Genomic DNA, 25,785 nt, shown 5'->3' with positions numbered 1-25,785 from the left:
CGCCCCGGACTCGAACCAACGGGGAGTGTGCCTCTCGCGCGACCTGCGTTAGTTACAGGTGTGTAACTCGACGTTACCACAGGTTATAGCTGTGTGCAGTGTTTCACTATCGCTCAGTTAGCTCACTGCGTGAATCTCGCCAGTCGCTGACCATGACTGAACGTACTGACATGCTTCCGTGAGGATTTTCACGGTTGTCTCAATGTATCGCGGTGGGAGTTCTTGGTCGTTAATGTGCAGCGCCGGATTATCTATGGTGCCGGATTCCACGACGAAGCCGTTGACCTGCCAGACCTTCTCTCGCGGCACGGTAGTGGTGCGGGAGTAGCGCTGTGCGTGGTCAACCACGGCGAGAAGTGACCGCACTTCAGGAAGTGTAAAAAAGTCACCGCTGATCTGCACATAAGGAAGATCGCGGAATGTTGCCACACATGCCTCCTCCCATGCGATTTCAGGCTGGGTGGTGATGACCTCCAAGGCTACGGGGGCTTTCTTCGGCATCGTGCGTCCTTGCGTCAAATGATGATGGTAGACAAAGTGTGTGCCCGCCATGCTATAAAAGCCTGCGTCAGGATGCAGGGTATTTATTTAAGTATGTGGGCAGGTTAATAGGTTTCTCAGTTAGTCTGCGTAGGGTAGCCCCAGCCACTCTTGAGTGTGCTCGGGGAGCCTTTCGAGCGATTCCGCCCCGTAGATCCCTATGCGCCGGTTTACCCACGACCGCTTGATCGTGTCCAGTGAGACTCCGTACAGTTCGGCCAACTGCTCCATGAGGGGGACGGCGGGTGTGGAGATCGTGCGTTCTAGTCGACTAATAGCTGACGGTGACGCCCCTAGTTCGCGGGCAACGTCTTTGGTTTCCAGTCCGCACCGCTGCCGTAGCTCGGTGATGTCTGCCGTTTCCAGCGTCTTTCCCGCCAGATCAAGCACATCAACACCGAGGAGTTCGGCAAGTCGCTTTGCTCGCGGGGCTGATGGGGACCCAACGCCGGTAACCCATCGCCCTACGACTGCTTCAGTGACACCCATCATGACTGCGACATAGCCGCGAGTCATTCCGGCATCGTCGATGAGCTGGGAAAAGATTTGAGGATCGAAGTCCTCAATTCTTCCTTGCGGCATGCGGCGTCCTTGCTGGTCAGATGGGCTGATTACAGGCATAGTCTACAGCGTCCTTTCATGAATTTAAGTTGTGGGTGCGAAACACTGGCGGCATGTAGTGATTCTATTGTATAGTGCATAGCGAGTGGTTTTGAACAGATCGACTTTTGAGAGGACTCCATGAAGAAAAACACCCTGCGGGTAGCACTGATTACCGCCGCACTGAGCAGCGCTCCCGCTGTCGCACACGCCGCCCCGGCAGATGATGCGCAGCCAGGCACGGCCAACGTCAGCGAGAAGGCAACGGACAACACGGCTTCCCAGCCGGGTACGACTCCGGCTAACGATGACAAGCCCACCACCGCTGGTGATGCGGGTAAGACTTCTCCGGCCCCTGCGGTTCAGCCGGGAACGACGGGTACACCTGCTGCCGACAAGCCAGCGGGGGACTCGGCTTCCCAGCCGGGTACTGATTCTCAGGCCTCGGCTCCGGCAGGCAATGCGGGTAAGCCTAAGAAGGAAGAGTCCACCCCAGCTGCCCAGCCAACGCCCCCGGCAAGCGAGGCTTCCCAGCCGGGTACTACTACGCAGGCACCCACCCCGGCAAACAATGCGGGCGAGCCTAAGAAGAAGGACAACACCACCCCAGCCACCCAGCCGGGCGCTACTGCCCCGACCCCGGCTCCGGCGAAGAAGGAGTCCCCGAAGCCTGCTGAAAAGCAGACTGAGCCTGCTACGACTCCGGCTCCGGCGACCACCACCGATACCACCGATGACAGTGACGCTGCCAGTGAGGCCACCTACACGCCGGTTGTTGCTACAAACGAGACTGCCGTTACTCCGGCCAAGCACACGTCCACCCCGAAGGCTCCGCGCCCGGCCAAGCAGCACACCACTCCGGCTCCGGCGAAGAAGGAGTCCCCGAAGCCTGCTGAAAAGCAGACTGAGCCTGCTACGACTCCGGCTCCGGCGACCACGACCGACGCGGCGGGCAAGGGTGACACCACCCCGGCACAGCCAGACACCACTAAGCCACAGGCACCCGCCCCGGCCCCGGCCCCGAAGAACAACACCGAAGTGCTGTCCCAAGCAGCCGTGAAGGTCTCGGTAGGTGGTAACAGCGTGCAGGTTAATAACATCACCGTGCCGAACCAGACCGTGACGAATGCTTCCGCCACGGTCGGCACCACGACCGTGACTGCCCCGACCGTATCGTTCGGCACCTACAACAACGGGGTGGCTGAAATCGGTATCGGCGAGCAGGCTCCGGCCCCGGTCACTCTCGACCCGGCAAGCCGCGTGGTTGCTGATGCTGCGCAGAACGCCGGGGAGCAGCTACGCGACGTACTGCCCCCGCTGCCGCCGCAGGGCGATTACCGCCTGGGTGATGACACCACCGGCGCACACGTGGCCTGGAAGCACAAGTAGCACCAAGGAGGAACAACCACCATGACTGACTGGCTGGCATCCGACAACTCCGACAACACCGCTGATCTGCCCTCGGCAGACAACCCCACCGGCCCGCGCCCCCTGCGGGCCGTGGACACCGACACGTCGGCCTCGCAGTCGGGCACGGACTGGCTGGCTGACTCGATGAACGAGCCAACCGGCGACCCGGAACCCGACCTGGTAGACGAGTTTGAGGATGACAGTCACGTCGAACCGTCCCGCCCGCTACTAGAGCAAGTCTCCCCACGCACCCGGTTGACCCTGATTGTGGGAGGTGCAGTCGTAGCCATCGCCGTGATTGGCTCGGCCATCGCTTTTTCGACCAGCCTGCTGTCCTCGGATGCCCCGCCAGCCGTAGCAGCACCAGAAGAAAGCGCAGATACCCAGGACGCCACCGGCGATAGTAAAGCCGCCGACGAGCAAACTGTCGAGCAGGCTCCTGCTGCGAAGCTGAAAGAAGTGGAAACCGTTTACGGCACGTGTGACACCTCGGATGCGACCGAAGTAGAGCCGAACGGTGAGTCGCTGCGCAATGCAATTGCCCGGTTCCAGAAGGCATATTTCGCTAAAGACCCCGCCAGCGTGAAGGCCTCCCTGGATGACTCGTCCTCGATGAATAAGACCGATTGGAAGAAAACCCTCGACGAGATGGGGGAGACCGGCGAGTTCTGTGTGCGGATGCACCCCGGCAAAGACAGTGAGGTGGACGTAGACCTCGATGCGACCGTCAATGGCGAGCGCCAGGTCTACCGCCAGACCGTCACCGGACAGCACACGCTCAATGGTGACTGGAAAATCCTCGACATTAAAACCCGCAAGTAAAACACCACCACGTGAAAGTTGAAGGCCATGAGGAAGAAAGTTCTCGCAGCAACACTGGCTACCATCGCCACCACATCACTTGTCACTGCCCCGGTTGCTGGCGCTGCCGAGACCGGTGAAGCCGGGAAGTGCCCCGCCGTGCACGCCGTACTCGTGCCCGGCACTAGTGAAACGACCGACTGGTCTGATCCGAACCAGGATAACCACGGTTACCTGTCAAACATGATGACCCCTGTGCTCAGTGCGGTGAATAAGGGCTTTACCGGGGATAAAGGCGCAGGCTTTTCCGACGTTCTGTCCGACGGCAAAGCCGCTACCACTAATGCCGGCACTGAGACTAACGGCACGGATGTGCCGAAGCTGTCGCGCACCTACGTGCCGTATCACGCGACCGCTGGCGGAGCGTGGGCAGGCATGGGGGTTACCCCAGGGAAGCCGAAGAACTTTGGCGATACCACCAGCTATGAAGAGTCAGTCAAGGGTGGAGTCAATGAGGCAGAAAAGGTCATTGAGGCCGTCGCCGAGAAGTGCCCGGGCACGAAGATTGACCTGATTGGCTACTCGCAGGGTGCGGAAGTCGCCAGCGCGGTGAGCCGTCGCATCGGGGCGGGTAAGACCAGCATTGACCCGGAGAAAATCGCCGGTGTGATGCTGTTTTCTGACCCCACCCGCGCAGGTAAAACGCCCGCCATCGCCAGCGGAGCCGATAGTATGAGCAGCCCGGCTGGCACCGATGGGTCGGCGGCATCTCAGGTGTTGTCGAATATGTCGAAGATTTCCACGCCAACTGCCGGGGGTATCTCGACAGATAAGACCAACGTCGATAATTTTGGCGACCTCGAAGATCGCGTCGTGAGCTGGTGCTTGCCCGGCGATTACGTCTGTGGTCTGCCCGCCGATTCTGAACTCACCCGCAAGTTGGTGGGGCTGGTGTCTAAGATCAACCTCGCCGATCCAGTTGAGGCGCTACAGTTGCTCGGTGAATCGCTGAATCAGGCTACGCAGACCACGAACTTTAACGATGTGGCGAACCTGGATTATGGCCAGGACGGGTTTAGCGCTGCGGGTCTGACCGATCAAGCCAACCCGGAGACCTCAGTGCTTGCAGAACGCGCTCGTACTACGGCGCGTGATGCCTTCCCGGAGGTATCCAACCCGTCGGCTACGGATACTGCGGCGACTTCCACGACCGAGAGCGGCACAAGCGCCACATCTACCGATACGCCCGATGCGCAGCAGACCCTTACCCAAGAGTCCTCGACGGCCACGGCAACCGGCACCGAGACGGGTGCAGCTGACGGTGAGGTTATGTTCCCCACGACAGGCGACAGGGATGGGGTGACTACCCCAAGTGCTTCGGGAGCTGAGTTGCCTAGCGAGATTAACCGCACCAACGGTGGGGTAGATGCTGCCGCTGACGAACCAGCTGCCCAGCCGGAAGCCCCCGTGACCCCGGAGAGCGCACCCCCCGGACAAACAGGCCAGCCCATGAGTCCAGACGAGTTCTTCAACGCGCTTGTGCCACTGACCGCCCGTTTGGGTGGCATGGCGCTGGGCACGGGCATTACGTGGGTACGTGACAGCCTGACCCCGGAAAACATCGGCCAGATCGCCCTGGCAGGTGTCACGGGTGGCCCGCAGGCTGCCGCGACGATGGCCTCGGCGAAGTTTTCTGAGGCTGGAATGGCTCTGCTGAACCCGGCGAATATCGCCGGGAAGTCCCGTGAAGCACTCCAAGCCGTCAAGGACTCGGGCTTTACCGTGCCGGAGACGATGGAACTGGCCGTGGAAATGTCCAGCTGGCTGTCCACCGACGAGCACGTCCAATACGGCAAACGCCCCCTGATGGCCGATGGGCGCACCGCTGAGGAAGCTACCCAGCAGTGGCTCACCGCCACTGTCAGCGATGCCAGCGGAGCAGATGACGTGCTCGACGCGGATCTGGCACCCGGAGCCGGGCAAGGCATGGACACAGTAAAGGATCTGATGGACGCATCCGGCCCCGTCTTGGAGGACACGGCCTTTGATGTCAATAAGGCCAACGACGCGCTGGATGCGCTGACGGAAGGAAAGTAACACCATGACCGCCCCCGAACCGGCACTGACGAAGGTCAAGCCTGTAGAAGCTGCACACCTGCTGGATGTGGCAGACACACCTCTGGCCGTGGAAGGCCGTCCCAGCTGTTGGCTGGTCGGCACCCACGGCGGAGCCGGGGTGACCACGCTGGCTCGCACGTTCGCGCCGTTCGCGGAGGCCGGCCAGGTAATCCCCGCAGCTAACGACCCGGCCACGGTCGTGCTGGTCGCAGCAACCCACTTGGAGGGACTATGCAGTGTCCACCGCGCGATCACCCAGTTTCGAGCGAATCAGGCCGGTGAAGCTCAACTCCTCGGCGTGATTCTGGTCGATACGGCACCACCAGTAAAAAACCGCAAGCTGGCGAAAACGCTGTCCTCCAAGCGCAGTGTGATCGAAGGGGCTACGAACGTATGGACCATTCCATACATCCCGGAGTGGCGTGCGATGGAAACCAGCGCGCTGCCGGAATGGTCGCCCCACGACGAGCAGGAAGCCGAGGGTAAGAAGAAGCGGACGAAGGTCGATGCCACGGCAGCCGTTCCGCTTGCCGTGGCTGACGTTGGCAACGAAGTTCACACCGCAGCTGTGGCGCATTTCCGCCAGCTGCACCCCTAGTCCGCACCATCTTTTTTCCGAAAGGATCATCATGCACACTATCTCCCCGTCTTACTGGACTACCCGCGCCATTGTTGAATACCAGGCACAAAACCCCGGCTCCGACCTGCAACCCACGGCTCCTCCCGGTGTCGGCCAAAAGGTCGATACATTTCTGAACTGGGCGTTCTACATCTGCATGGCTGCGGCGCTTGTTGGCGTGATGGTGATGTTGGCTGGCATTGTCATGGCGCGTCGAGATGGCCACTCGGATGAAGTCACCAGCAACGCGTTCCGTGTGGGTATTGGCACTGCCGCACTCGCCGGTGTCGGCGGATTGTTCAGCTGGCTTATGGGTAACAACGGCTAGTCATGACCACTACCGTCCTGGCTGAATGCAAGCCCAATGACATCGGTGACCAGCCTCCATCGCAAGTCGTAGGCATCCCCGAATGCTCGGACTTCCACGCTTTTATGACCCGCATCACCGAATGGACGATGTGGGGGTGCGCGGTCGTATGCCTGGCAGCACTGATGATAACGCTGGCGATGATCGTGGTGGACAAAAACCAGGGCGAGGCGGGTATCGCCGGAAGCGTACAGACCAAGCTATTGAAGTACACACTCGGTACAGCCATCGTATCTGGCGCTAGTGCGCTGGCCGGAGCACTAATCACCACCGTTTAAACGCAAGACATACCAACGAAGAAGAAGGACAAGCAGGCTATGAAGCGTACACGACTCGCCGCAGTTGCACTGCTGGCGACAGTGACACTTGCAGCCTGCGGAGACGAACAACCGGACGATTCCTCGGGCAACGGGGGAGCGACTGACCTCACGAGCGCACCAGCTGATGCGCAGTGGAGGTCGGTCAAGGGGATTAAAGTTCCGTTTTCGCAGGACTGTGGACCGGCAGTGAGTGCCGATGAAGTGAAAACTGGGTACAAGCAAACCCCGCAGTGCGGAGTTATTGCCGCGATCAATGGGCAAGTCGCACTGGCGACCACTGATGATGACCACTGGCCGGAGATGGCAAACAAGCTGCTGGCCCCTGGTGAGGGGAAGAACCAGTGGGTACAAGCGCGTGCGTCGCAGTCGATTAGGGGCACGGTGAAAAACCCGGCCCAGTTCGTCGGGTTCAAGATCACCGATTACAGCGAGGACTCCATGATGGTGCTACTCGCAGTGACGTGGCCGGACGGAAAGACCACGGCCCAGGCGACGCAGTTGGCGTGGCAGGGCGACGATTGGCGGCTTGTGCTGCCGTCGCAAGACAAGGCCCCTGATGCTGTCCAGCTCGACAATCTGGATGGTTTCACCGAGTTTCGAGCGGAAGGATAGTCCATGCGCGAAGAAAGAAAGATCAACCGAAATCTAATCATCGGTGCTGTCGTGGCCGTTGTAGTCATCGTCGGTCTCGTGGCGGGCGTGATGGCGCTAGGAAACAAGGAGGAGGATGAGTCAGCCGCGCCTAGTGAGGCAACCCCGCCAGCATCATCTGAGAATCCAACGGGTGATTCATCGGAGAACGTGCCAGGCGCTCTAGTTGGAAACACGCAAAGGACATGGCCGGACCCACAGGGCAAGTTTGACGATTCACCTCACGCCACCCCAGGTCAATACTCAATTGACCCGTGGATGAACAGGCCCGTATGGACACCACGCAACCACGACGGTGACCTACCCAAAGCCGACAAGCTTTCGTCCAAGCCGGGACGATGCTCGGAAGTCAAGGGGGGACTGAGCGGAAAAATCCAGCAACAGTACGTCAATGCTCGCTACCTTGCAGTTAGTGAGCGTTCCGGCCCCTCCGAGATGGACAAGGGCGTGCCGGGCAAGTATGCGCGAGACGCGGAAGGCGCTGTTCTCGCAGCGATCAACCAGGTGGGGTACGGGCTGTATGCCCAAGGCGACGGCGTAGGCGAAGAGATCGACAAGAAACTATGGCCTACCTCGAATTTTGTTCAGAAGGAACGGGAGTTTTACAAGCGGGGGGATGAAGATTCCTTCGCAAAGGTGCGTGCGCTGAGCATTCCAGCCCCAGCCGGATACCGCATTAAACAGTGCTCCAACGATGTCGTGGTGGTGGAAATTGCAATGGCAACGCTTCAACCTGAATACGATCCGGGGATGTTCAAGTACAGCGTGGGGCGCGTTCCGATGTATTGGCGAGACGGGGACTGGAAGGCAGATTTTTCGGGTAACGCAGACCTGAAACCGCAGCCGACCATGGTGAAGGACTTGGAGGGCTTCACGGAGGTTGAGTACACGTGATGTCGAACAATGTAGCAAAGAGCACTAAGAGAAAGGTTGGCCTCTTTAGCGCGCTGTTTGGTGTTGTCCTGGTCTTTTTGGCCAGCATGACGTTTGCTCCAACAGCAAAGGCACAAGATAACCCGGTGGGTCGAGCAGCCAATGGTGTTGCTGGGGTGTTAGGCGGTTTGCCCGGCATGTTGAACAACAAAGATAACGCCCAAGCGTTAGCTGAGTGTAACAGCAGGCAGAAGGACAAGTCAGCGGCACACCAGTTGGTTGACAAAGAGGGAGTTCCCGCACCCGAAGGCTGGGACTCGGATGAAAGTGTGCAAAAGCTCAAAGAGGAGCACCCGGAGCGTTTCCAAGAGATTCTGGATCACTACAACAACCAAGGCGGTTTGAGGGGGGCAGCAGGCAATGTTGCGGATTTGACGCAATGTACAGTGAGTAACCCCGTCGACACAGCAGGCAAAATTGCTAAAGATGAAACCTCTGAGTTTTGGGAAGATCCTCTTGGAAAAGCGGTTAAAGCGCTGATTGCGGGTAACACACAAGCTCTGGAAACCGCAATGACGTTCTGGACGGAATTCAGCCTGTCACCGGAAGAGACCACCAAGCAGTCCGGGGGTGTTCGCAACGTTGTCTGGACTATCGCAGGCAGTGCATTCATCATTTCCTTGGTTATCACGGGTGCCCGCATTGCCGCCTCGCGCAGGCAAGGACTAGCCGACGGCATGGAAGAGTTCGGGAAGTTCTACGGGTCGTACCTTGTCGCAGGCGTGATGGTGCCGTTGGCGGTTCCCATCGGACTGAGTGGCACCGATTTTCTTACAAAACAGATTTTGACCGGCCTGCCGGAGGGTAAAGGTTTGTCGGATCTGATCGAGCAGCTCAACTTCGGTGAGGGTGCCTTGGAACCGGCACTAGTGTTCATACTGGTTCTCTTTGCACTCGTCGGTTCCGTGACGCAGATGGTCGCGCTTGCTGCACGTGCGCTGATCCTCCCCATTGTCGTTGGCTTCCTGCCGATTGCTGCATCCTCGGCAGCAACCAACGCGGGCAAAACTTCACTGGGGTCAATGCTGTCGTGGATTTTCGCTGCCCTTGCGTTCAAGCCCATTGCGGCAATGACTTACGTGGTGGCGTTCTGGATCGCTGGTGGCGACTCTCTGCAAGGTAACGAGACCGTGGTTGCAATCACGAAGCTGCTTGTACTGGGCATGGCCGGGTTCTCCCCACTCATGGTGTTGAAGATCGTCTCGCCACTGCTTGCCAGCGCCAGCGGACCTAGTTCCGCCGCCGTTGGCGGAGCACTGGGCGGAGCGACGGGTGCTGCGGGTGGTGCTGTGCTCGGCGGCGCAGCTATCGCTAGTGGTAGCGCGTCTCGCGTTCTGGGCGGAGTCGCGTCCGCAGCCGGTGGCAAGTCTGGCGGTTCAGGCGGATCTGGCGGATCTGGTTCCGGGGGCGGAGGCCGACCGATGGGCGGATCGACAGGTGGCCCATCTGGCGGAGGCCCAGCAGGAGGAAGCCCAGCAGGAGGTGGCCCAGCAGGCGGTAGCCCGTCGGGTGGAGGCCCTGGTGGTGGGGCCGGCCCCAGCGGGGGCGCTGGTGCAACTGGTGGTGTCGGCGGGGCAAGTACCGGCACATCATCAGGCCAGCGTGAACCGGCCTACGCCGGAACCGGTGGATCGGCAGCACAAGCATCCACGTCCGCAGGCAGTGGCGCGGGGAGTCGTGCAGCACAAGCCGGAGGTGCTGCGCGTGCCGCCGTTGCCGGTACGGCAGGTGCTGCATCACGGGGTGCGGGCATGGTCGCCGGTGGCGCGCGCGTAGCTTCTCGCGCAGCCCGCCACAGCGGGCGAGCCATCAGCAGATCATCCAGCGCGCTCGGCCCGGTATTTGAAGATGCCGGTGGAGCGATCAGGAAGTAGGTGAGCAGACATGGAAAACAAGGAAGAACACAGGGTCTATACCCTCGGCACACGTCCAGCCCGCACGGGTGTGGCTGGACTGTCCATGAAGGCCACCTACGTCGGTATCGCGGCGTTCGCTATGGGCGTCTTGGCTCTCGCATCCCAGCAGTGGACGGTCGCGTTCATCATCATCGGTATTGCTGCGGTGTTCATCGCCGCCACCTCGATTTCCTGGGGTGGCCGGTCGGTTGCTGAGCGTATCCAGATGTCACTACAGATCGCTAAGCGCCGGTTTGACCGTACTGACATGTACGTTTCCGGCCCGGACTCGCCACTGCCGGGTGGCGCATTCCAGCAACCCGGCATGAGTGCCGTGACCGACCTGATCGAATCCGTTGATGCGGAAGGCCGCCCGTTCGGCGTGATCCTCGATGTACGCGGACGTAAAGCAACCGTTTGTCTGCGTGTGAACCTCTCCGGTGACGTGCCCCGCACACTGGAAGAACGCTACGAGGTCACCGACCGCTACGGCGGATGGCTCGCCAGCCTGTCACTGTCCAACGACATTGACAGTGCTGTCACTGTCGTGGCGACTCGTCCGGCCACCGGCTCGCTGATTCACCGTGAGGTGGAACACCTAGAGTCCCCGGAAGGCTCGCCCGTGGCAATTGAGGTGTGCCGACAAACCGCCGACATGCTCGGTCACAACGTGCCCGAGATCGAAACGCACACTGCGCTGACGTTCAACGTGAAAATGTCCAGCCCGTCGGATCGAGATTTTCTCAATCAGATCGTCTACCGGCTCCCGTCGATTTACCGTGGCCTGGCCTGGGCGGGCATGGATGCGGTACCCATGACCGCTGAACAGATCACTGCGCGTGCGCTGACGTTTAACTACCCGAATACGGAATCTGCTGTGGAGCACCTAGAGGTGACCGGAGGTACCCACGGTGTGCGCTGGGAAGATGCCGGACCATCGGTAGGGGTGGACATGGGCGATCACTACTTCCACGACGGCTGCCGGTCGGTGTCCTGGGAGATGCAGGACGCGCCTGCTGCCACTTTCGAGGAAGGCAACCTGCAACCACTGCTGCGCCCGCATCCGCGCATTGACCGTAAGCGCATTGTGCTGATCTATCGCCCGTATGAGGCATCAGAAGGCACAAAGCGCGTGGAAAAAGAGTGGATCGACGCACGAAACGAACTGACCGGCCAACGCGCCCGCGCGAAGGGGCGCTCGGAAATCCGTGAGGAACAGACCAATGCTGCTCGCCGGTCTCTCGCTCGTGGTGCGCAGCTGGGTCGGCACTCACTCATGGTCACTGCCACCGTCGGGTATGACGCAGACCTTAATGCTCTGGAAGCAGACATCACAGAGCTGGCGGGACAGTCGAATATCCGGTTGCAGCGGATGGTCGGCTGGCAGGATGCCGGTTTCGACATTTCACGTGGCCTCGGCCAACTGCCGTGGACAAAGGCCACCACACTATCGGCGATTCAGTAGCCACCAGGGACACAAGAGGAGACACAACCAATGTGGGGACGTAGGAAGAAAACGACACCCGACACACTGGCGGGTATTAAGGTCGGACGGCTGCATTCTGATGTGGACGTAAACCACTTCGACCTGGGGATTCTTGTCGATGAGGCAAGAGGACAGGCTACCGTCCAGTTTGCCGTAGAAGATCACACTGTGGTCGCTGAGGACCAGTGGCGACAGTGGGAGGCTCTGGCAGGCCAGATGCCACGGGTCATGGCGCTGTTCACGACTGATGTGGCCGGAGGGGCAACGCCACACCAGCCACGCGCCGGAGCGGTGTTCTACGCCGACAAGCGGTCTGACCGCAAAGACGTGGACGGTTTCATTGCGGATCTTTTGGTGCATGCCGCCCCGATGTTCAGTTACGCCGATGAAGTTGGCCTGGTATCCACCCCGCTGGATGCCGATGCGGTGCGTGCGGCACTCGCCCACGGCCTGCACTGCGCGGAGGCTACCTCGTGGGAGGAACTAACGACACAAGAGTATGAGGAAACGGACGCAACCCTCACTCTCGACCCGGAGGGTGTGGCTGCACAAGCCAGCGTGTTCACCACACCTGCCGACCATGAGGGTTTGACCAGCGAGATCGACGATATTCTCCACGAATGGGAAGGGGACGTGCGGCTTCGCCGTAGTCGTTTCTTCCGCCCGTTCGTGGTGGCCGATTCCGATGAAGAAGATGAACTCGCCGGTGGTGGTCGTCGGCATTGTCTCGTGACGGTGGAAGGGGGAGCAGACGGCGCGAGCGCGTTCGTCGATGCGCTCACTCCCGCCAGCCAAGTCAGCTTACGGCGTGCATGGTGCCGACAGCGCAGCCTGTTTATCGCCGGACTAGGCACCGGCGTGCTGGGCTTCCAGCGCGCCGTGACTGAGTTCAAGCGCCCGCAGCCGTTTGCCGCCTAACCGACTGAATCAAGGATTGAAACGATGAAATTGTTGACGAAAAGCAACGCTCAGCCCACTGCCCGCAACCAGCACGACGAGGCAGAACACAACGAGGCGATGGAGGATCTGCACCGTCGTATCCTCAGCGGTGAAACGTCCCGTCCGGCGTGGTTTACCGAGCAGTCACGCCAGTGGCGCAAGTGGAAGAAAGCTAATCCGGGCACGGCGCGGCGCATCGACCGGATGCTTCAGGTCGAACAGGGTGTCGCCCCGGTGGCCTACCAGCAGCAAAAGAGTAAAGACCGGCTGGGCTTTCGCGGGGCTGGGTCCGGTCGGGTCAGCGTCATTTCCGGTTTTCAGGAATGGCAGACCACGACTCAACTCATGCCCGGTTGGGGACCGAACTATGTTGATGCGCCTGCCCCGGCAGTGGGTATGCCTATCGGCCAGTCGATTCTGACGGGCAAGGAAGTCGGCTTCGATACGTTCTCCTGGTATCAGCAGGGACTTCTTGGCTCGAACCCGTCGGCGTTCATCATGAGTCTGCCGGGTCTAGGTAAATCGACCTTGACCCGCAAGATTCTCATGGGACATGCCGCGCAAGGCCAGATTCCGATCATTGCTGGGGACATTAAGGCCGAGTACGTCGGCCTGGTCACCGCACTGGGCGGGCAAGTCATCACCTTGGGTCACGGCCAGGGAACGATGAACCCGCTGGATGCAGGCGCATTGGGCGGGATCATCCCGAAGCTAGAGGAAGCGCTGAATGACCCGGAGGTCTCCGCAGAGCGCGCCAATCAATTGACTGAACTTATTGAGTCAGTCAAAGAGCAGGTGCATGGCCGTCAGGTCAATATGGTCTCCTCGCTGGTCTCACTAGCGCGTCAAGACAAAATCGCCGACTTCGAGATCATGGCGATCAGTGTGGCCCTGCGTGAGTTGATGACCTCCCCGGAGATACCGTTTGGTTGGGAGCAGCCACCCACAGTGCAGGACCTCATTGACCTGCTGGAATCAGGCAGTGACACGCTGAAAACGAACCTTCTGGCCGTGGGGGATGCGCGCCTGTACCGCGAGCGCATCACCCACCTGGTGTTGTCGCTGCGGTCCATTCTTGATGGGCCGGTGGGGCGCATCTTCGCAGGTCAGACCTCCACGCCGATTGACGTGACCTCCCCGGCAGTGTGCATCGACGTATCTGGCATTGATCGTGGCGATCAGGCCATGAAAGCAGCAGTGATTATGGCGTGCTGGTCGGCAGCGTTCGGCGCGATTGAGGCTGCGCACGTCATGCACGATGCCGGGCTGGATCGCCAGCGGCTTTACTGCGTGACGATGGACGAGCTGTGGCAAGTCCTGTCTAGCTCGCCGGGGATGGTGCAGCAGACTGACCGACTTTTGCGCCTCAATAGACAAGATGGTCTATCGACTTATCTTATCACTCATTCTGCCGCCGATCTGGAAGCGTTGCCGACAGAGCAGGATGTGAAAACCGCAATGGGCTTTATCGAGCGCGCCGGAGCGGTGATCGTCGGCGGCTTGCCGCGCGACGAGCTGCGCCGCATTAGTGGCGTGGTGGCGTTTAAGGATGCCGAAGCTGACATGATCGCATCGTGGTCGCGTGGTGCGAACCCGAAGCGTTCACGCACCGCAGAGGCTCCTACTCCGCCGGGTCGAGGGCATTTCATGATTAAGCCCGACAAGGCAGGCGTGGCCGGTATCCCGTTGCGGACGGTTATCACGCCGTTTGAAGAAGAGCACCAGTTGCACAACACGAACCTGCGTTTTGAAGAGCTGTTTGAAGCCCAGCGTGCCCGCTACGACCAGGAACACGGTGGTGTTGATGTTGATGATTCCGCACTCGTGACCAGCAAGGATAAGTGATATGACCGCTCCAAGAAAATATGACAAAGAGTTCCGCCAGCGGGCGGTTGACCGGTTTGTCGCTGTCTATGAGTCGCTTCCGTACCGTGAGCCAGCGCCGGTGTGTATCAAGGTGGCCGAGGATTTGAACGTGGCGCGTTCCACGTTGGAAGAGTGGGTGCAAGCAGCCGGGAAGTGGCCGAGGCCGCAGTGGGTAGAGATCCGTGCGCTAGAGACTGATAAAGCGGCGTTGGAGGTCGAGCTTGCTGAGTTGCGCCAGCAAGTCAATGCCTACGCCGAGGAAAATGCAGAGCTTCGAGCGCGCGTGGACCGCGCCGAAGGCGGGGCAGGCAAGGGTACTGACGCGGGGTAGAACATCATGAAGAAAGTGCTGGCAATTTTACTGGCGGTCGTGTTGCTGATCGTGCTGTTAGTCGTGACTGTGTTCGATAACGAGGACGAGGAAAATGTCTGTGTCGATGAACCTGGCGCAAGCAGCGGATCAGGCGGGGATGTTGTCGTGGACGGCGATTTCGCCTACCCCGCAGATAAAAACGCGGTCCATATGTCCAGCCCTTTTGGTCCGCGCGGTGGAGGGATGCACTACGGGTTGGACTTGGCCGGTCCACGCGGCACCCCGATCTATGCGTTCGCGGACGGTGATGTCGTGGCCGCAGCCGATAGCGGAGTGTCCGGCTTTGGCGGTTGGGTTGTGCTGAACCACACCATTGATGGCCAGCAGATCCAAACGGTCTACGGGCACGAGGAGCCAGGACAAGTGCATGTGAAAGTCGGAGACAAGGTAAAAAAAGGCCAGCACATCGCAGACATAGGCAGCGCTGGGGAATCGTCTGGTCCACACCTGCATTTCGAGGTGGTCAAGGGGGATCGCGCAGCAGGTGGCGAAAAGGTAGACCCGCAGCCGTGGCTGGATAAAGCAGCCGCCGGAAAACCGGCAAAAGCAGGCGGCGGTGGCCGGAGCGCCGATGTCGTGCTGATCGGCGATTCTTTGAGCGTCCGGGCGCAGCAGCAGTTGCGAAAAGACATTCCAGGCGTACAGATTGACGCGGAAGTGGGTCGGCAGTTTTCCGAGGGCGTGAGCATCCTAGAGAAGGATAAGCCGTCGGCTAAGACAGTGGTCATGGCGCTAGGCACCAACGGTGCGGTGGACCAGTCGATGGTGGATCGGGCGAAGAAAGCCGCAGGCAACGCGCGATTGATCTTAATGACGGTCGGCGGGCCGGGAGTCCAGTCTGCCAAGCAGGTCAATCCGCTGGTGAAAAAGAACAGCGACTCGGTGGGCATCGCTGACTGGGAAGCGGAAGTTAAAAAGCACCCTGACTATCTGACCAGCGACGGGATACACCAATCCGCATCGGGTACGACGGCTTTTTCGCGGGTCATTGCCGATGCTGTGAAATCCGGGGGACGGCAATCAGGTGGCTCCTCGTCGGGTAGATCCGGGGCGCAACCGGAACGCGTGGGCAAGAACCCTAGTAGCGGTAAGGACGTACCCATCGGTGTGTCGAACAACCCGGATGATCTGGACAAATACCAGATCAATCACATCCGACGCATTATCAGCATCGGTAAGGGGCGCGGTGAAAAGGAGCAGACGATCCGCGCGGCGATCATGGCAGCAGGTCAGGAAAGCGGCTACCGCATGCTGGCCTCGAAGGCTGTCCCGGAGTCGCTGAAATTCCCGAATGATGGTGTCACCCCTGGCGACTATGACTCGGTAGGTCTTTTCGCTATCCGCACGCCGATGAACGGGCCGGTGGAGAAGGCGATGAACGCCGAATGGCAGATCAACTGGTTCTATGACACGGCCCGTAGCCAGGCGGGTGATAGTACGGAGGACTGGCAGATCGCTGCGAACGTGGAGCGGCCCCGTGAGGATTTGCGGTGGAAGTATAAGAACTGGAAGTCAATCGCCGACAAGATGATGGCAACCCAAGGTGATGTCGAACCGTCTGACGACCCGTGTGCGCCGGGGGGTGACGGTGACAGTGGCAAGACTCCGGCTGATGCCAGCGAGTTTGCTAAGAAAGCCATCGCGGCTGCACGCAAGCAAATCGGGCTGCCGTATCGCTGGGGTGGAGGCGACTACAACGGGCCAACCCCCGGCCAAGACGGCGGGTCGCCGGGCTTCGACTGCTCTGGCCTGACGCTGTATGCCTACTCGCAAGCCTCTGGCGGGAAGATCAAGCTACCGCACTACACCGGCGATACGAGCAACCCCGGCCAGCTGGGTGCCCCGGAGCTAACAGACGTGCCGATGGACGATGTGAAACCGGGTGACCTGGTGTTCTTCGGCGACAAGTCGAACCCGCATCACGTGGGACTGGCTATCGACAAAGACACGATGATTCACGCCCCAGATCGCGGACAAAACGTGACGGAGGCAAAGATTTCAAGCATGGGCGATTTCTCTATGGTGAGGCGACTCACCGAGGACGCTCTTCGGGAAGGAAAGTAGACCAATGACTATTAACCACACCAGCCAGTCGCGTCGGCGCAGTGTTGTCGCGGCACTGTTGGCAGCAGCCGTGACACTCACCGCCTGCGGGGGAGGGGAAGATACCGACAACGCTGCGGATACGGCTGATACCACCAGCCAGACGTATCCCACCGAGCAGGTTGGCGAGCGGGCGGACTACCCTACGGAAAGCTATCTTCCCCTGGATGCGGGCGTGTTTTCCCGCTGGGAGTCCAGGGCAGGTAAGGCCGGCGAGTCGGATGCCCAGTGGGCGCTGAAAGCAGGCATCGCCGAGTCGTTCGCGTGGGAACCTGCGTCGGACTCGTCGCCGTATGACGCTATCGAGCGAGCTAAGACGATCTGGAACCAGCGGTTTTTGTGCGAAAACGAACGCAAGCTCACGACGATGGTGCCAATGAACAGTCGAGTGTGGACCGGCTGGGGTGATGACGGCAAGCAGTTCTTCCCGACGGTCACGATCCTTCCTGATGACCACCCGGCAGATACGAAAACAGATGTCTCGCGGGTGGTGAAGATCGACCAGAAAGCCGGAAAACCGGACGATGACCGGGCAGCGGATACCACGGAAGTGTCGATTATCGCCCACGTGCGGATGCACAACTTCAACACCACGCAGCCGCCACGGTGGCGGATCGACAACCTGACGGTGACCGAAACACTTGTCGAGTAAGGAGCACCCCATGATGACCAAGACACGATCAAGCAGCCTGCGGGCCGTCGCGGTGGCGGTGATCTGCACCGTGACTGTGGTTGGCGCGAGCGGGTGTGGGTCGGATGACCCAGACCCCACCACCCAGCACACGGACCATGATGCCGGGATGACTGACCCGAGTGTGGGTGATCCCGGTGTCATCGCCCAGGGGGTAAGCCGGATTCTGCTGACGTGGAACCCGGCTGAGCGCAGCTCGCCCTACGACGTGCCGGAATCCGTGGCGACCCAGACCAGCGGCACGCTACGGCGGCTCATAGATGACCCGGCTGGTAAAGACGCTCGCCGGGATACCCCGAGTGCGTGGAACGACTGGAAAGCCGCTAATGCCACCATCGCAGGCTTTGTCGATACTCCCGAAGTCACTGAGGAGGGCGATAAACGCACGGTGACGATGGGCTTTACCCAACGTCTCGACTACCCGGATGGGTCAAGTTCGACCTACCGGCGTGGCACGGTGATCGCCACCGTGATCCCTGCAGGGGACAGCTGGACCGTCGATGATCTGTCAATTCGGGAACGAAAGGATAAGGAGTAGCCATGAGTAACCGTCAAGCACCCGGAGTTGGGATAGACCCCCGGCTCATTGTCTTAGCCGTCGGCGCGACCATCTGGGTCGTGGCAAACCTTGTGGTCTGGGGTGCGTTCACCCTCGGAGGGACGACCACCGGGGAATCTGGCGGCATCAACCCACTGATCGCTATTCCCCGTATCGCCACGGACGATGCTCTCGTGTGGACCCCCACAGCCAGCATTATTGGTGGGCTTGCCGCCGTCGCGCTGGCTATTCTTAGCCTTGCTGGACTATGGCGCTACTCGCTGCACAAAGGCAAAACGCAGCAGATCGACCATGCGGCCCGGTCGATGGTGCAAGCAGATCAGATTCACGGATCAAAGCACCAGGACGTGCAGCGCAGTGCGCAGCGTCTCAGCAGTGGTCGGGGCACAGCCCAGCAGGGGCTTATGATTACCCGCATGCTAGATAAAAAGCGCACCCCGCTTTTTATGTCTGATGAACAGACGTTGCTGATGATCGCCGGGTCTCGCATGGGTAAAACCCAGTCGCTCGTGGTCAATGGCATTGTGAGCGCTCCGGGTGCGTGTGTGGCCACGTCCAGCAAAGCAGACATTGTGGACTTAACGTTGTGGTCGCGGGCCATGAAGGGCACAACATGGATTTTTGACCCGCAGAATGTATATTCCGGCGCAACCCCGGCGTGGTGGTGGGACCCGCTGGCGCTGGTGAAGCGGCCTGCGGATGCGCGACGCTTGGCGAGCTATTTTGCAGATGGCGAACGGGAGGCGGGTGCAAAAAAGGATGCCTACTTCGATGCTGAGTCGGAGCGAGCGTTCGCTGCGTGCTTGCTGGCAGCAGCGCTCGCCGGTGGGGATCTCACCCACGTGTTTGAGTGGGTGATGACCCCGACCAACCGGCTGCCGGTGCAGATTTTGCGTGCCTGCGGTTTCCAGGAGACTGCGCGGAGCGCAGAGCAGAGGGCGAACCTCACTGAACGCCAGCGTGACGGCATTTTCGGCATGGCGCGGCGCTATGTCGATCTGCTGGAAGATCCCCACGTGGCCCAAAACGTTCTGCCCCCCAACCAGATCCGATTGGGCGTGACCCCAGATGACCAGATCGTCACGGAAGTCGTGCAGCAACGTCACGACCTGCCCGAATTTAAGATCAGCGCCTTTTTCGAGTCCGGCAGCGACACGTTGTACCTGCTGACCCGTTCCGGAGCAGATAGTGCCACAGGATTGACGGCTGCGATGGTCGGTGAGGTGTTCTACGCCGGGATACGTAAAGCCCAGCGTAGTCCTGGCCGACGCTTGCCCATCCCGTTGCGAGCAGTGCTGGACGAGGTAGCAAATACGGTGCCACTGCGTGATCTTCCGCAGTGGTACTCCGATTTCGGTTCGCAAGGCATCACACCACTCGCATTCCTGCAAAGCCGCGAACAAGGTGAGGGTGTGTGGGGAGCCAACGGTATGCGCGCACTATCCGGTACAGCTAACATTCACATCTACGGTGGTAACTCCGACGATACAAAGTATCTCGGGGAATTATCAGAGCTGGTAGGCGATACCTACACTAAGCGCGTGTCGGTATCTACGAACCGGGATGGCCGGTCCCACACCAGTTCCTACGACAAGGAACGGATTTTGACGGTCGATGATCTTGGTGCGATGCCGACTACTCGCCAGCTGACGTTGATCGGTGGTAATAAGCCGGTGCTGGGGGAGAAGGTCTTTTGGAGCGAGCTTCCCCAAGCCAACGAGGTACGACACTCCCTGGCGTTAGCCAAGCAGGGAGTGCTTGACCAGCACGTACAGCAGCTACGACAGCAGGTGCAGCATGGCTGACGATGATTTCCCAGATCTGGACATTGGAGCGGACTACCCCGGCGACGAACCTGGCCCGGAAGAACCGGTAGAACCGGTCGGTGAGGCAAGCGAAGCGCCCGCCCGTCGTTTCCCGACGGTTGTCGAGTTCGTCGAGCAGTTCTTAGTGTTTGCGATCAACCAGAACATGAGTCCTACCTCCGGGCAAGGCTTGCGGTGGGATCCGAATTGGCACCAGTATCCGATGGTGGTCTACCGGTTGATTGCGCTGCATGAGGCGTATGAGGAAGCCTACGTCACTGGCGGGTCGGCCATGTCCTCCTGGTGGATTCAGCACTTTGACCCGCACATGCGGGTGATCCTGGACGGCGATAAAGGCCCGTTCCACGCCTACGACGAAGGCAGCATCTCCATGCCACCGAAGCCGTTGAAGGTCACCCCGGCTACCTCGTCGCCGCTACTGTTTCCTCCCGGCTCGAACTAGCTACTCGTGGGTGCTGGCAGTTTACAGTCCCATGCCTGTATCCACGTCCGCATCCAGTCCGATATCCAGATCCGTGCCTGTGGATAGATCAGCAGTGGGGTTAGTCTCCACGGCCATTGGTGTATCGGTGGTGGGCATCACGTCGTAGCCTGCGGGCGCGTCGGCGACCTCAGCGGCGGTCTCAGCCCCGTAGTCGGCTACAGTGGCTCCGTCACTGTCCACCTGGGCGACGGGATGGGTGGATACATCCTGGTCAAGTCCACGTTCTGCGGCGTTATCGTAGAGTTCATCGAGTGCCGCCATCGTGCTTACGGTAGCCATCGCCGTCATCACGGAATAGCCGTAGGGGGCCACCTGGCGGTCAATCACCGTGGTGTGGTCACGCTCGGCAGCGTAGCGCAGCCGTGCGGCTTCCGATTCTGCCCGCCTCGACCGGGCAGCATACGTGTACACGTCACGGCGACTGGCTGTAGCCAGCGCGACCGTTCGGGCATTCGCACTAGAGGGAGTCACAGAGTAGCCAGCGGGCACACGCGGGCGGGGTCGGCGTACACGGGGTGAGCGAGTCATTACATCTCCATTCCTTGATCGTGGTCAGCACCGGAAGTATCACGGGCAGGGTCACTATCCCGGTCGTAGGCAGCAAAGCGTTCCATCGCGTCCCACAGTTCCGGTTCCGGCAGGCGGGCGGTGAGATCGGCACGTTGCTGCGTCAACGTGGCTTGGGTCTGGCGTGCGTTGTCTACACGATCCGCCAGATTGTCCGGCACGTCCTCGCCGGAAGCCAGGGCGGCTTCGGCAGACTCGATGGCTGCGGTGAGCCGTTCGAGCTTGGTGTCAATCGTGCGCACCTTACTAATCGCGGTAACGGCCTGGTGTCCAGTGTAGTGGTGTGTGCGCGGGCCAACCATGACATCGGCGGCAGACGGTGCAGCAGACATGGGCGTATGGACGGTACGCGCGACCGGCTGGGGTGTTGGCAGTGGGGCAGGAGTCTGGGTCTGGGTGCTTGTCATCTCCGCGAACGTCTGCTCCATCCACAGTGCAAGCTCCGGGTCCGCTCCGGCGACGAACGAAGGCGGTGCGGGCACATCGTAGCTGGGGTGGGTGTATGCAGATGCTACACGGTCAGTCATGCGACGAATCCGCGAGCCGATCAACCGGCCTGGACTATCTGCCCAGTCAATGTCCTCGCTCGCTACGGTCCAGAAGTCCTCGGCACGCACCCCGCGATAGGAAGCGTCCACCAACGCATTTTCAATGGCTTGTCGGCCATCAGAGCCTTCCGGCAGGTGGCCCCGGTGGAAAGCCGGTAGTCCGTCGATCAGACGATCCGCAGTAGCTTCGGCCCAATCACGGGTGGCTGTTTGTGCCGCGTGAATGTACAGATCACGCTTGCGTTCCGGGTCAGCCAGTTCAGCGGCATGCTCGGTGATGGTATCCAGCGCGGAGCGCTGAGAGTCATCACGGGCCACGACGCTGCGCAGAATATCCAGTGCGGTATCTGCCTGCTCGTTACCCGCAGAGTGCAAGTGAGCATCCTCGGCCAGTTCATCGGGGCGACGTTCCAGCACCGTGTAGATGCGGTTTTCCCGCTTGCCGCGTGTCAGTCCAACATAGAGGCTGTTGCGATCCATCATGCTGTCGGCGACCACGTGTGCGGTATCGACGGTGGCACCCTGGCAGCGGTGCACCGTGGAGGCGTAGCCCAAGTTCACGTGGCGGGAGACGTACTCGGAATCCAGGGTGATCTTCTCGCCAGTGCGCACATCAGAGGCGACGATGCTTCCGTCACGACGAATCTTGCGCAGGTTGAGTACTTGCCCGTTGGTCACACGGGTAGCTTCACCAGTTTTCGGGTCAGCAACAAAGGCGTTACGGCGAGCCAGGATCAGATCCCCCCGGCCTGCATGTAGCCCGTCGGCGAGTTGCCGTTCGCGGCGGGTATCCACCTCATGGTTGTCGATACGGTGCGAGCGGATCATCTCATTGAGCGCGGCGACATCCTCATTGGTGGAGGCCACCACGAGACTACGGTAGCCAGCGTCGGTGTCACGCCGGTAGGCATCGACCGCAGACACGAGCATTGCTTCGCGTGCTCCCGAGGTAATCCAGCCGCGTTGGGCGTGCACATCCAAACCGGAGGCATCACCAGCGCGCAATTTCAGGGAGGCATCGGCTTGTGCATCATCGGTAACAAGGTGGCCGTCATCATCCCGGTAGCGCATGCGCATGACCTCTTGGAGCACTGGGGTGCCCGGTGTGTTGGTCAGCGTACGGAATAGGCCACCGGTCTCGACGGAATCCAGCTGGTAGGGGTCACCAATCATGCGGATCGTCGCCCCCGTATGCCGGGCAATATCCACCAGCGTAGACATGTGGGACGTAGACACCATGCCCGCTTCATCAACCAGGAGCATGTCGCCGGGATTAATGTGGCTAAACCGCTGGGTTGCGCAGATCTCACGGGGAGACAGCCCCTCGGAGAGGGCCGTGTTCCAGTGGTAAGTCAGCGAGTCGATGGTCACGCACTCGGTGCCAATGTCTTTGTGCAGTACCTCGGCGGCGGCAGCAGAAGGGGCTAGGCCGATAACCTTGCGGCCTTGCTGCTGCCACAGCTGCGTGACCAGCTCCATGCTGGTCGTTTTTCCGGTTCCCGCAGGGCCAACCGCCACGGCAGTCATCACGCCCGCGTTGAGCAGGTAGCGCACCATCTGTTCCTGGCCTGCGTTGAGGCTAAACCCGTGCTGGCGCGTGTACTGTTCCAGAGCGCGATCAATGGCCGTGGACTCGACGAACAGTGGTTGCGGCTCTTGGGTGGAATCCACCACGTTCTGCTCGGCATCCAGGTGTTTCTGCGTGGTGTAGGCAACGTCGTTTGCCTTACGGTCAATGACGGCTCCCGACTCGTTGCGAAGCTCGGCAGGAACGTCTATTTCATCGGCGGGAGTGAGCACAATCAGGTGCTTGTCGTAGACCCGTTTGGTCACCATCGCCTGCGTGTCGAGGTAGTGCTTTTCACTGGTGAACCGATAGTTCTGCAAGGTCTGGATCACCGCCGTTGCCACGTGGTTATCGCGGACAGACGAACGCCGAGACATCGCTAGCTCCACGGCATCACGAGTAGCCTGTACCAGGTTGCGTTGGCCGTCAAAGACCGGTTGTTGCCCCTGCTTGTTGCGTCCGCGCTTTAGGACACTTCTGACCAGGCTGTCGGTCTTGCTACGCCCTAACAGGCTGCGTGCAGATTCCATCCATTGAGCGCGCAGATCATCCAGGGACTCGGCAGGACGCTTGGCATCACGAGTGTCCAGAATCGCTTGTTGCCACAGTGCATGATTGGCGCGCACACCAGGGGCATGGCCGTGGGCTGCGATGTAGTTAGCGACGGCTTTCTTGTACAACGGGCGAGCCATTTCCCGTCGGCCAGACCATTGCTGCAACAAGTGTTGCGGAACCCCGTCAAGTTCCCAGATCGGCTGCTTGGAAGCCTCAGGGAATCGCGGGATAAACGCCAGCCCCATTTCGCGTTCCAGTAGACGCTTTAGCTGCGCGTTGTAGTACTGGCTTGACGCGGCAATCGCCTGGTGGAGAGGGCGACCATCAATGGATCGCCACTGGCCGTTTTCGTTCTGCACTTTGTTGGATACCAGCACGTGGGAATGCAGATCAGGATCACCAGTTCGAGTATCAAAGTGGGTGAACTCAGCAGCGATCAAACCTTGGGTCTTGACCTGCTGAATACCCTTAAACCCATCGCGGGTAAACAGCGCCTCTTTCTGCACAAACTCTAGGGCGGAAGCAACCGCCCGGTGGTGTATCGACGCGATGGCGTTAGCGGTCTCTTTATCGGCGATAGCCCACAGTGCAGACACCGACTTCATCGGGGAGAAAGTCATGTCGTAGCCCGATACTGCCTGGCGCACATCGTTGCGCCGAGCATTCACCCAATCAACGACCTCGCGGTTGTTTTCCGGGCCACGATCATGTGCAGCAAAGAAGTGCTTCGTACCCACCTCGATAGCCATGTCGGTGCGCTCATTCTCGTCGGGTCGCCGGTCATTGGCTGCCTTAAAGCTGCGTTCGGCGGCAGCGAGTTCGGCAAGCAACTCGTCGTTTTTGGTGTAGACCGGAAACGCCCTCCCAAGCTTACAGTCATCCAGCGATTGTCCCTGGTCAGTAAGCCTATCCGTGTCGGGGTGTAGACCCTCGCCGTATAGAGCAGACATCTGCTCTTCGGTGACCGCCGTGCCGCGTTGAGTGGTCTGCGTTGCCAGACCGGCTAGACCCTTGCCGATCCAACGGCCTTGGGGCGTGCCTTTGGCGGCGTAATAGTCGTGCAGTTGTTGCCGTCCGGCGTAGGCATCATTGGTCGCCACAGACCGCAGGAGGTACTGGTATCCACCCCCTGCGTGCACGACTCGAAAGCTCATCATGGTTCACAGAATATCCGACATTCTTCGACGGTTCTAGCGCCAGTTTTGGTTAGGCTTCTGACCTGCTATTTTCCCGACACACATGATGTGCAAACGGTGTGAGTGGATTTGGAGGGCTGGTGCCCGTATCGGTTTCGATACGGGCACTGCGTGACTGGTTGGGTTTGTTCTGGTGGGTTTCGCGGCGCTATCAGGTGTTGGTGTGGAGTGAGCCACGGGGGTGTTGGAAGAAGGACGGTCTGTGATCTGTCTGGTGCGTGCTAGGGTTCGTTGGTGAATCGACCGGGGGGCTGATGAACCACACCACCGTTGGGCGGGTGCGTGTGCCAAGTAGGTTGTGTTAGGTTTCGCTGCTCGTGGTGAGGCAGGAAGCGTTATAGTGGGGGCGAACTAACCGAACGGCGCGCCGTTAGGGTGGCGCGGTGAACCTATGAGAGGTGAATGAACACATGGCAGCAGAAGTTCACAGTGACTCGCCGAGTCTGACTCGTCGCCAGCGCGCGCGTTTAGCGGCGCGCCAGGCGACGGAGGCGCAGCGAGAGAAGATGCAGCAGATCGAGTCGAGCATCACGGAGTTCTTGGTTTCGTTAGGCGAGCGCGACGAAGCTCTGGCCCGTGCGGGCCAGGCGGCGACGCGCCTGACGGAGCTAGGCGAGTCGCGCAAGTCGATTGCGGATAAGACGGGTACGTCGATCCATGAGGTCACGCGCGCGATCCAGCTGTATGACTTCAACGCCGGTGCCGATGGCGATGATGCAGGTGATGCATCGGAGCCTGCGTCGGAAGCTACGCCGGAGGATGGCACCGGCG

General features: G+C 60.1%; 23 protein-coding genes. 19 read left to right on the top strand and 4 right to left on the bottom strand.

The features are described 5' to 3' along the window. Positions 1-117: 117 nt before the first annotated feature. Both ACUY2T_RS09960 and ACUY2T_RS09955 read right to left on the bottom strand, forming a co-directional pair. Entirely contained in the window at positions 118-501 is a 384-nt protein-coding gene (locus ACUY2T_RS09960) for a hypothetical protein (RefSeq protein ID WP_448308458.1), read from the bottom strand. Between the two features lie 120 nt (positions 502-621). Then, complete coding sequence (locus ACUY2T_RS09955; RefSeq protein ID WP_448308457.1) at positions 622-1,161, bottom strand: helix-turn-helix domain-containing protein; 540 nt, start codon at positions 1,159-1,161, stop codon at positions 622-624. A gap of 120 nt (positions 1,162-1,281) precedes the next feature. Between ACUY2T_RS09955 and ACUY2T_RS09950 the strand changes: the two genes are divergently transcribed. From ACUY2T_RS09950 to ACUY2T_RS09865, 18 genes are read left to right on the top strand one after another with little or no spacing between them, the layout of a single operon-like run. Then, positions 1,282-2,529, top strand: coding sequence for a hypothetical protein (locus ACUY2T_RS09950; RefSeq protein ID WP_448308456.1), 1,248 nt, complete (start codon positions 1,282-1,284; stop codon positions 2,527-2,529). 21 nt (positions 2,530-2,550) lie between these two features. Then, entirely contained in the window at positions 2,551-3,372 is an 822-nt protein-coding gene (locus ACUY2T_RS09945) for a hypothetical protein (protein WP_448308455.1), read from the top strand. Between the two features lie 27 nt (positions 3,373-3,399). Then, positions 3,400-5,448, top strand: coding sequence for a cutinase family protein (locus ACUY2T_RS09940; RefSeq protein ID WP_448308454.1), 2,049 nt, complete (start codon positions 3,400-3,402; stop codon positions 5,446-5,448). Between the two features lie 4 nt (positions 5,449-5,452). Further along, positions 5,453-6,067: a DUF6668 family protein gene (locus ACUY2T_RS09935; RefSeq protein ID WP_448308453.1), complete on the top strand. Its 615-nt coding sequence runs from the start codon at positions 5,453-5,455 to the stop codon at positions 6,065-6,067. Positions 6,068-6,098: 31 nt separating this feature from the next. Next, entirely contained in the window at positions 6,099-6,416 is a 318-nt protein-coding gene (locus ACUY2T_RS09930; RefSeq protein WP_448308452.1) for a hypothetical protein, read from the top strand. Between the two features lie 2 nt (positions 6,417-6,418). Then, positions 6,419-6,733 (top strand): hypothetical protein, encoded by a 315-nt coding sequence (locus tag ACUY2T_RS09925; protein ID WP_448308451.1) that lies wholly within the window; start codon positions 6,419-6,421, stop codon positions 6,731-6,733. Positions 6,734-6,772: 39 nt separating this feature from the next. Then, entirely contained in the window at positions 6,773-7,387 is a 615-nt protein-coding gene (locus ACUY2T_RS09920; RefSeq protein WP_434828790.1) for a hypothetical protein, read from the top strand. A gap of 3 nt (positions 7,388-7,390) precedes the next feature. Next, the gene (locus ACUY2T_RS09915) at positions 7,391-8,320 is read left to right on the top strand and encodes a hypothetical protein (protein ID WP_448308450.1); all 930 of its coding nucleotides are present in this window, start codon (positions 7,391-7,393) and stop codon (positions 8,318-8,320) included. After that, positions 8,320-10,233 (top strand): hypothetical protein, encoded by a 1,914-nt coding sequence (locus ACUY2T_RS09910; RefSeq protein WP_448308449.1) that lies wholly within the window; start codon positions 8,320-8,322, stop codon positions 10,231-10,233. Before ACUY2T_RS09915 ends, ACUY2T_RS09910 begins: the two co-directional genes overlap by 1 nt. A 10-nt stretch (positions 10,234-10,243) precedes the next feature. Continuing rightward, complete coding sequence (locus ACUY2T_RS09905; protein ID WP_448308448.1) at positions 10,244-11,719, top strand: SCO6880 family protein; 1,476 nt, start codon at positions 10,244-10,246, stop codon at positions 11,717-11,719. Positions 11,720-11,749: 30 nt separating this feature from the next. After that, positions 11,750-12,658, top strand: coding sequence for a hypothetical protein (locus ACUY2T_RS09900; protein WP_448308447.1), 909 nt, complete (start codon positions 11,750-11,752; stop codon positions 12,656-12,658). Between the two features lie 24 nt (positions 12,659-12,682). Continuing rightward, entirely contained in the window at positions 12,683-14,524 is a 1,842-nt protein-coding gene (locus tag ACUY2T_RS09895; protein WP_448308446.1) for an ATP/GTP-binding protein, read from the top strand. Position 14,525: 1 nt separating this feature from the next. Continuing rightward, a complete protein-coding gene (locus ACUY2T_RS09890; protein ID WP_434828784.1) occupies positions 14,526-14,876 on the top strand; it encodes a hypothetical protein in 351 nt (116 codons plus the stop codon). Between the two features lie 6 nt (positions 14,877-14,882). Further along, positions 14,883-16,982 (top strand): peptidoglycan DD-metalloendopeptidase family protein, encoded by a 2,100-nt coding sequence (locus ACUY2T_RS09885; protein WP_448308445.1) that lies wholly within the window; start codon positions 14,883-14,885, stop codon positions 16,980-16,982. Positions 16,983-16,986: 4 nt separating this feature from the next. Next, positions 16,987-17,673: a hypothetical protein gene (locus ACUY2T_RS09880; RefSeq protein ID WP_448308444.1), complete on the top strand. Its 687-nt coding sequence runs from the start codon at positions 16,987-16,989 to the stop codon at positions 17,671-17,673. 10 nt (positions 17,674-17,683) lie between these two features. Next, positions 17,684-18,250, top strand: coding sequence for a hypothetical protein (locus ACUY2T_RS09875; RefSeq protein ID WP_448308443.1), 567 nt, complete (start codon positions 17,684-17,686; stop codon positions 18,248-18,250). Positions 18,251-18,252: 2 nt separating this feature from the next. Further along, the gene (locus ACUY2T_RS09870; RefSeq protein WP_448308442.1) at positions 18,253-20,076 is read left to right on the top strand and encodes a type IV secretory system conjugative DNA transfer family protein; all 1,824 of its coding nucleotides are present in this window, start codon (positions 18,253-18,255) and stop codon (positions 20,074-20,076) included. Next, positions 20,069-20,539, top strand: a complete 471-nt coding sequence (locus ACUY2T_RS09865) for a DUF4913 domain-containing protein (RefSeq protein WP_448308441.1) — start codon at positions 20,069-20,071, stop codon at positions 20,537-20,539. The genes ACUY2T_RS09870 and ACUY2T_RS09865 overlap by 8 nt, the downstream gene beginning before the upstream one ends. A gap of 21 nt (positions 20,540-20,560) precedes the next feature. Here ACUY2T_RS09865 and ACUY2T_RS09860 read toward each other — a convergent pair whose 3' ends face one another. Together ACUY2T_RS09860 and mobF are read right to left on the bottom strand one after the other, a co-directional pair. Next, the gene (locus tag ACUY2T_RS09860) at positions 20,561-21,109 is read right to left on the bottom strand and encodes a hypothetical protein (RefSeq protein ID WP_448308440.1); all 549 of its coding nucleotides are present in this window, start codon (positions 21,107-21,109) and stop codon (positions 20,561-20,563) included. Next, entirely contained in the window at positions 21,109-24,975 is a 3,867-nt protein-coding gene (gene mobF / locus ACUY2T_RS09855; protein WP_448308439.1) for a MobF family relaxase, read from the bottom strand. The genes ACUY2T_RS09860 and mobF overlap by 1 nt, the downstream gene beginning before the upstream one ends. A gap of 449 nt (positions 24,976-25,424) precedes the next feature. Here mobF and ACUY2T_RS09850 point away from each other — a divergent pair. Beyond that, on the top strand, positions 25,425-25,785 hold a 361-nt coding region (locus ACUY2T_RS09850), incomplete at its 3' end, for a hypothetical protein (protein WP_448308438.1).

The sequence above is a fragment of the Corynebacterium sp. 22-2729 genome, assembly GCF_053479475.1.
This window is presented reverse-complemented; position numbering and strand designations above follow the sequence as displayed.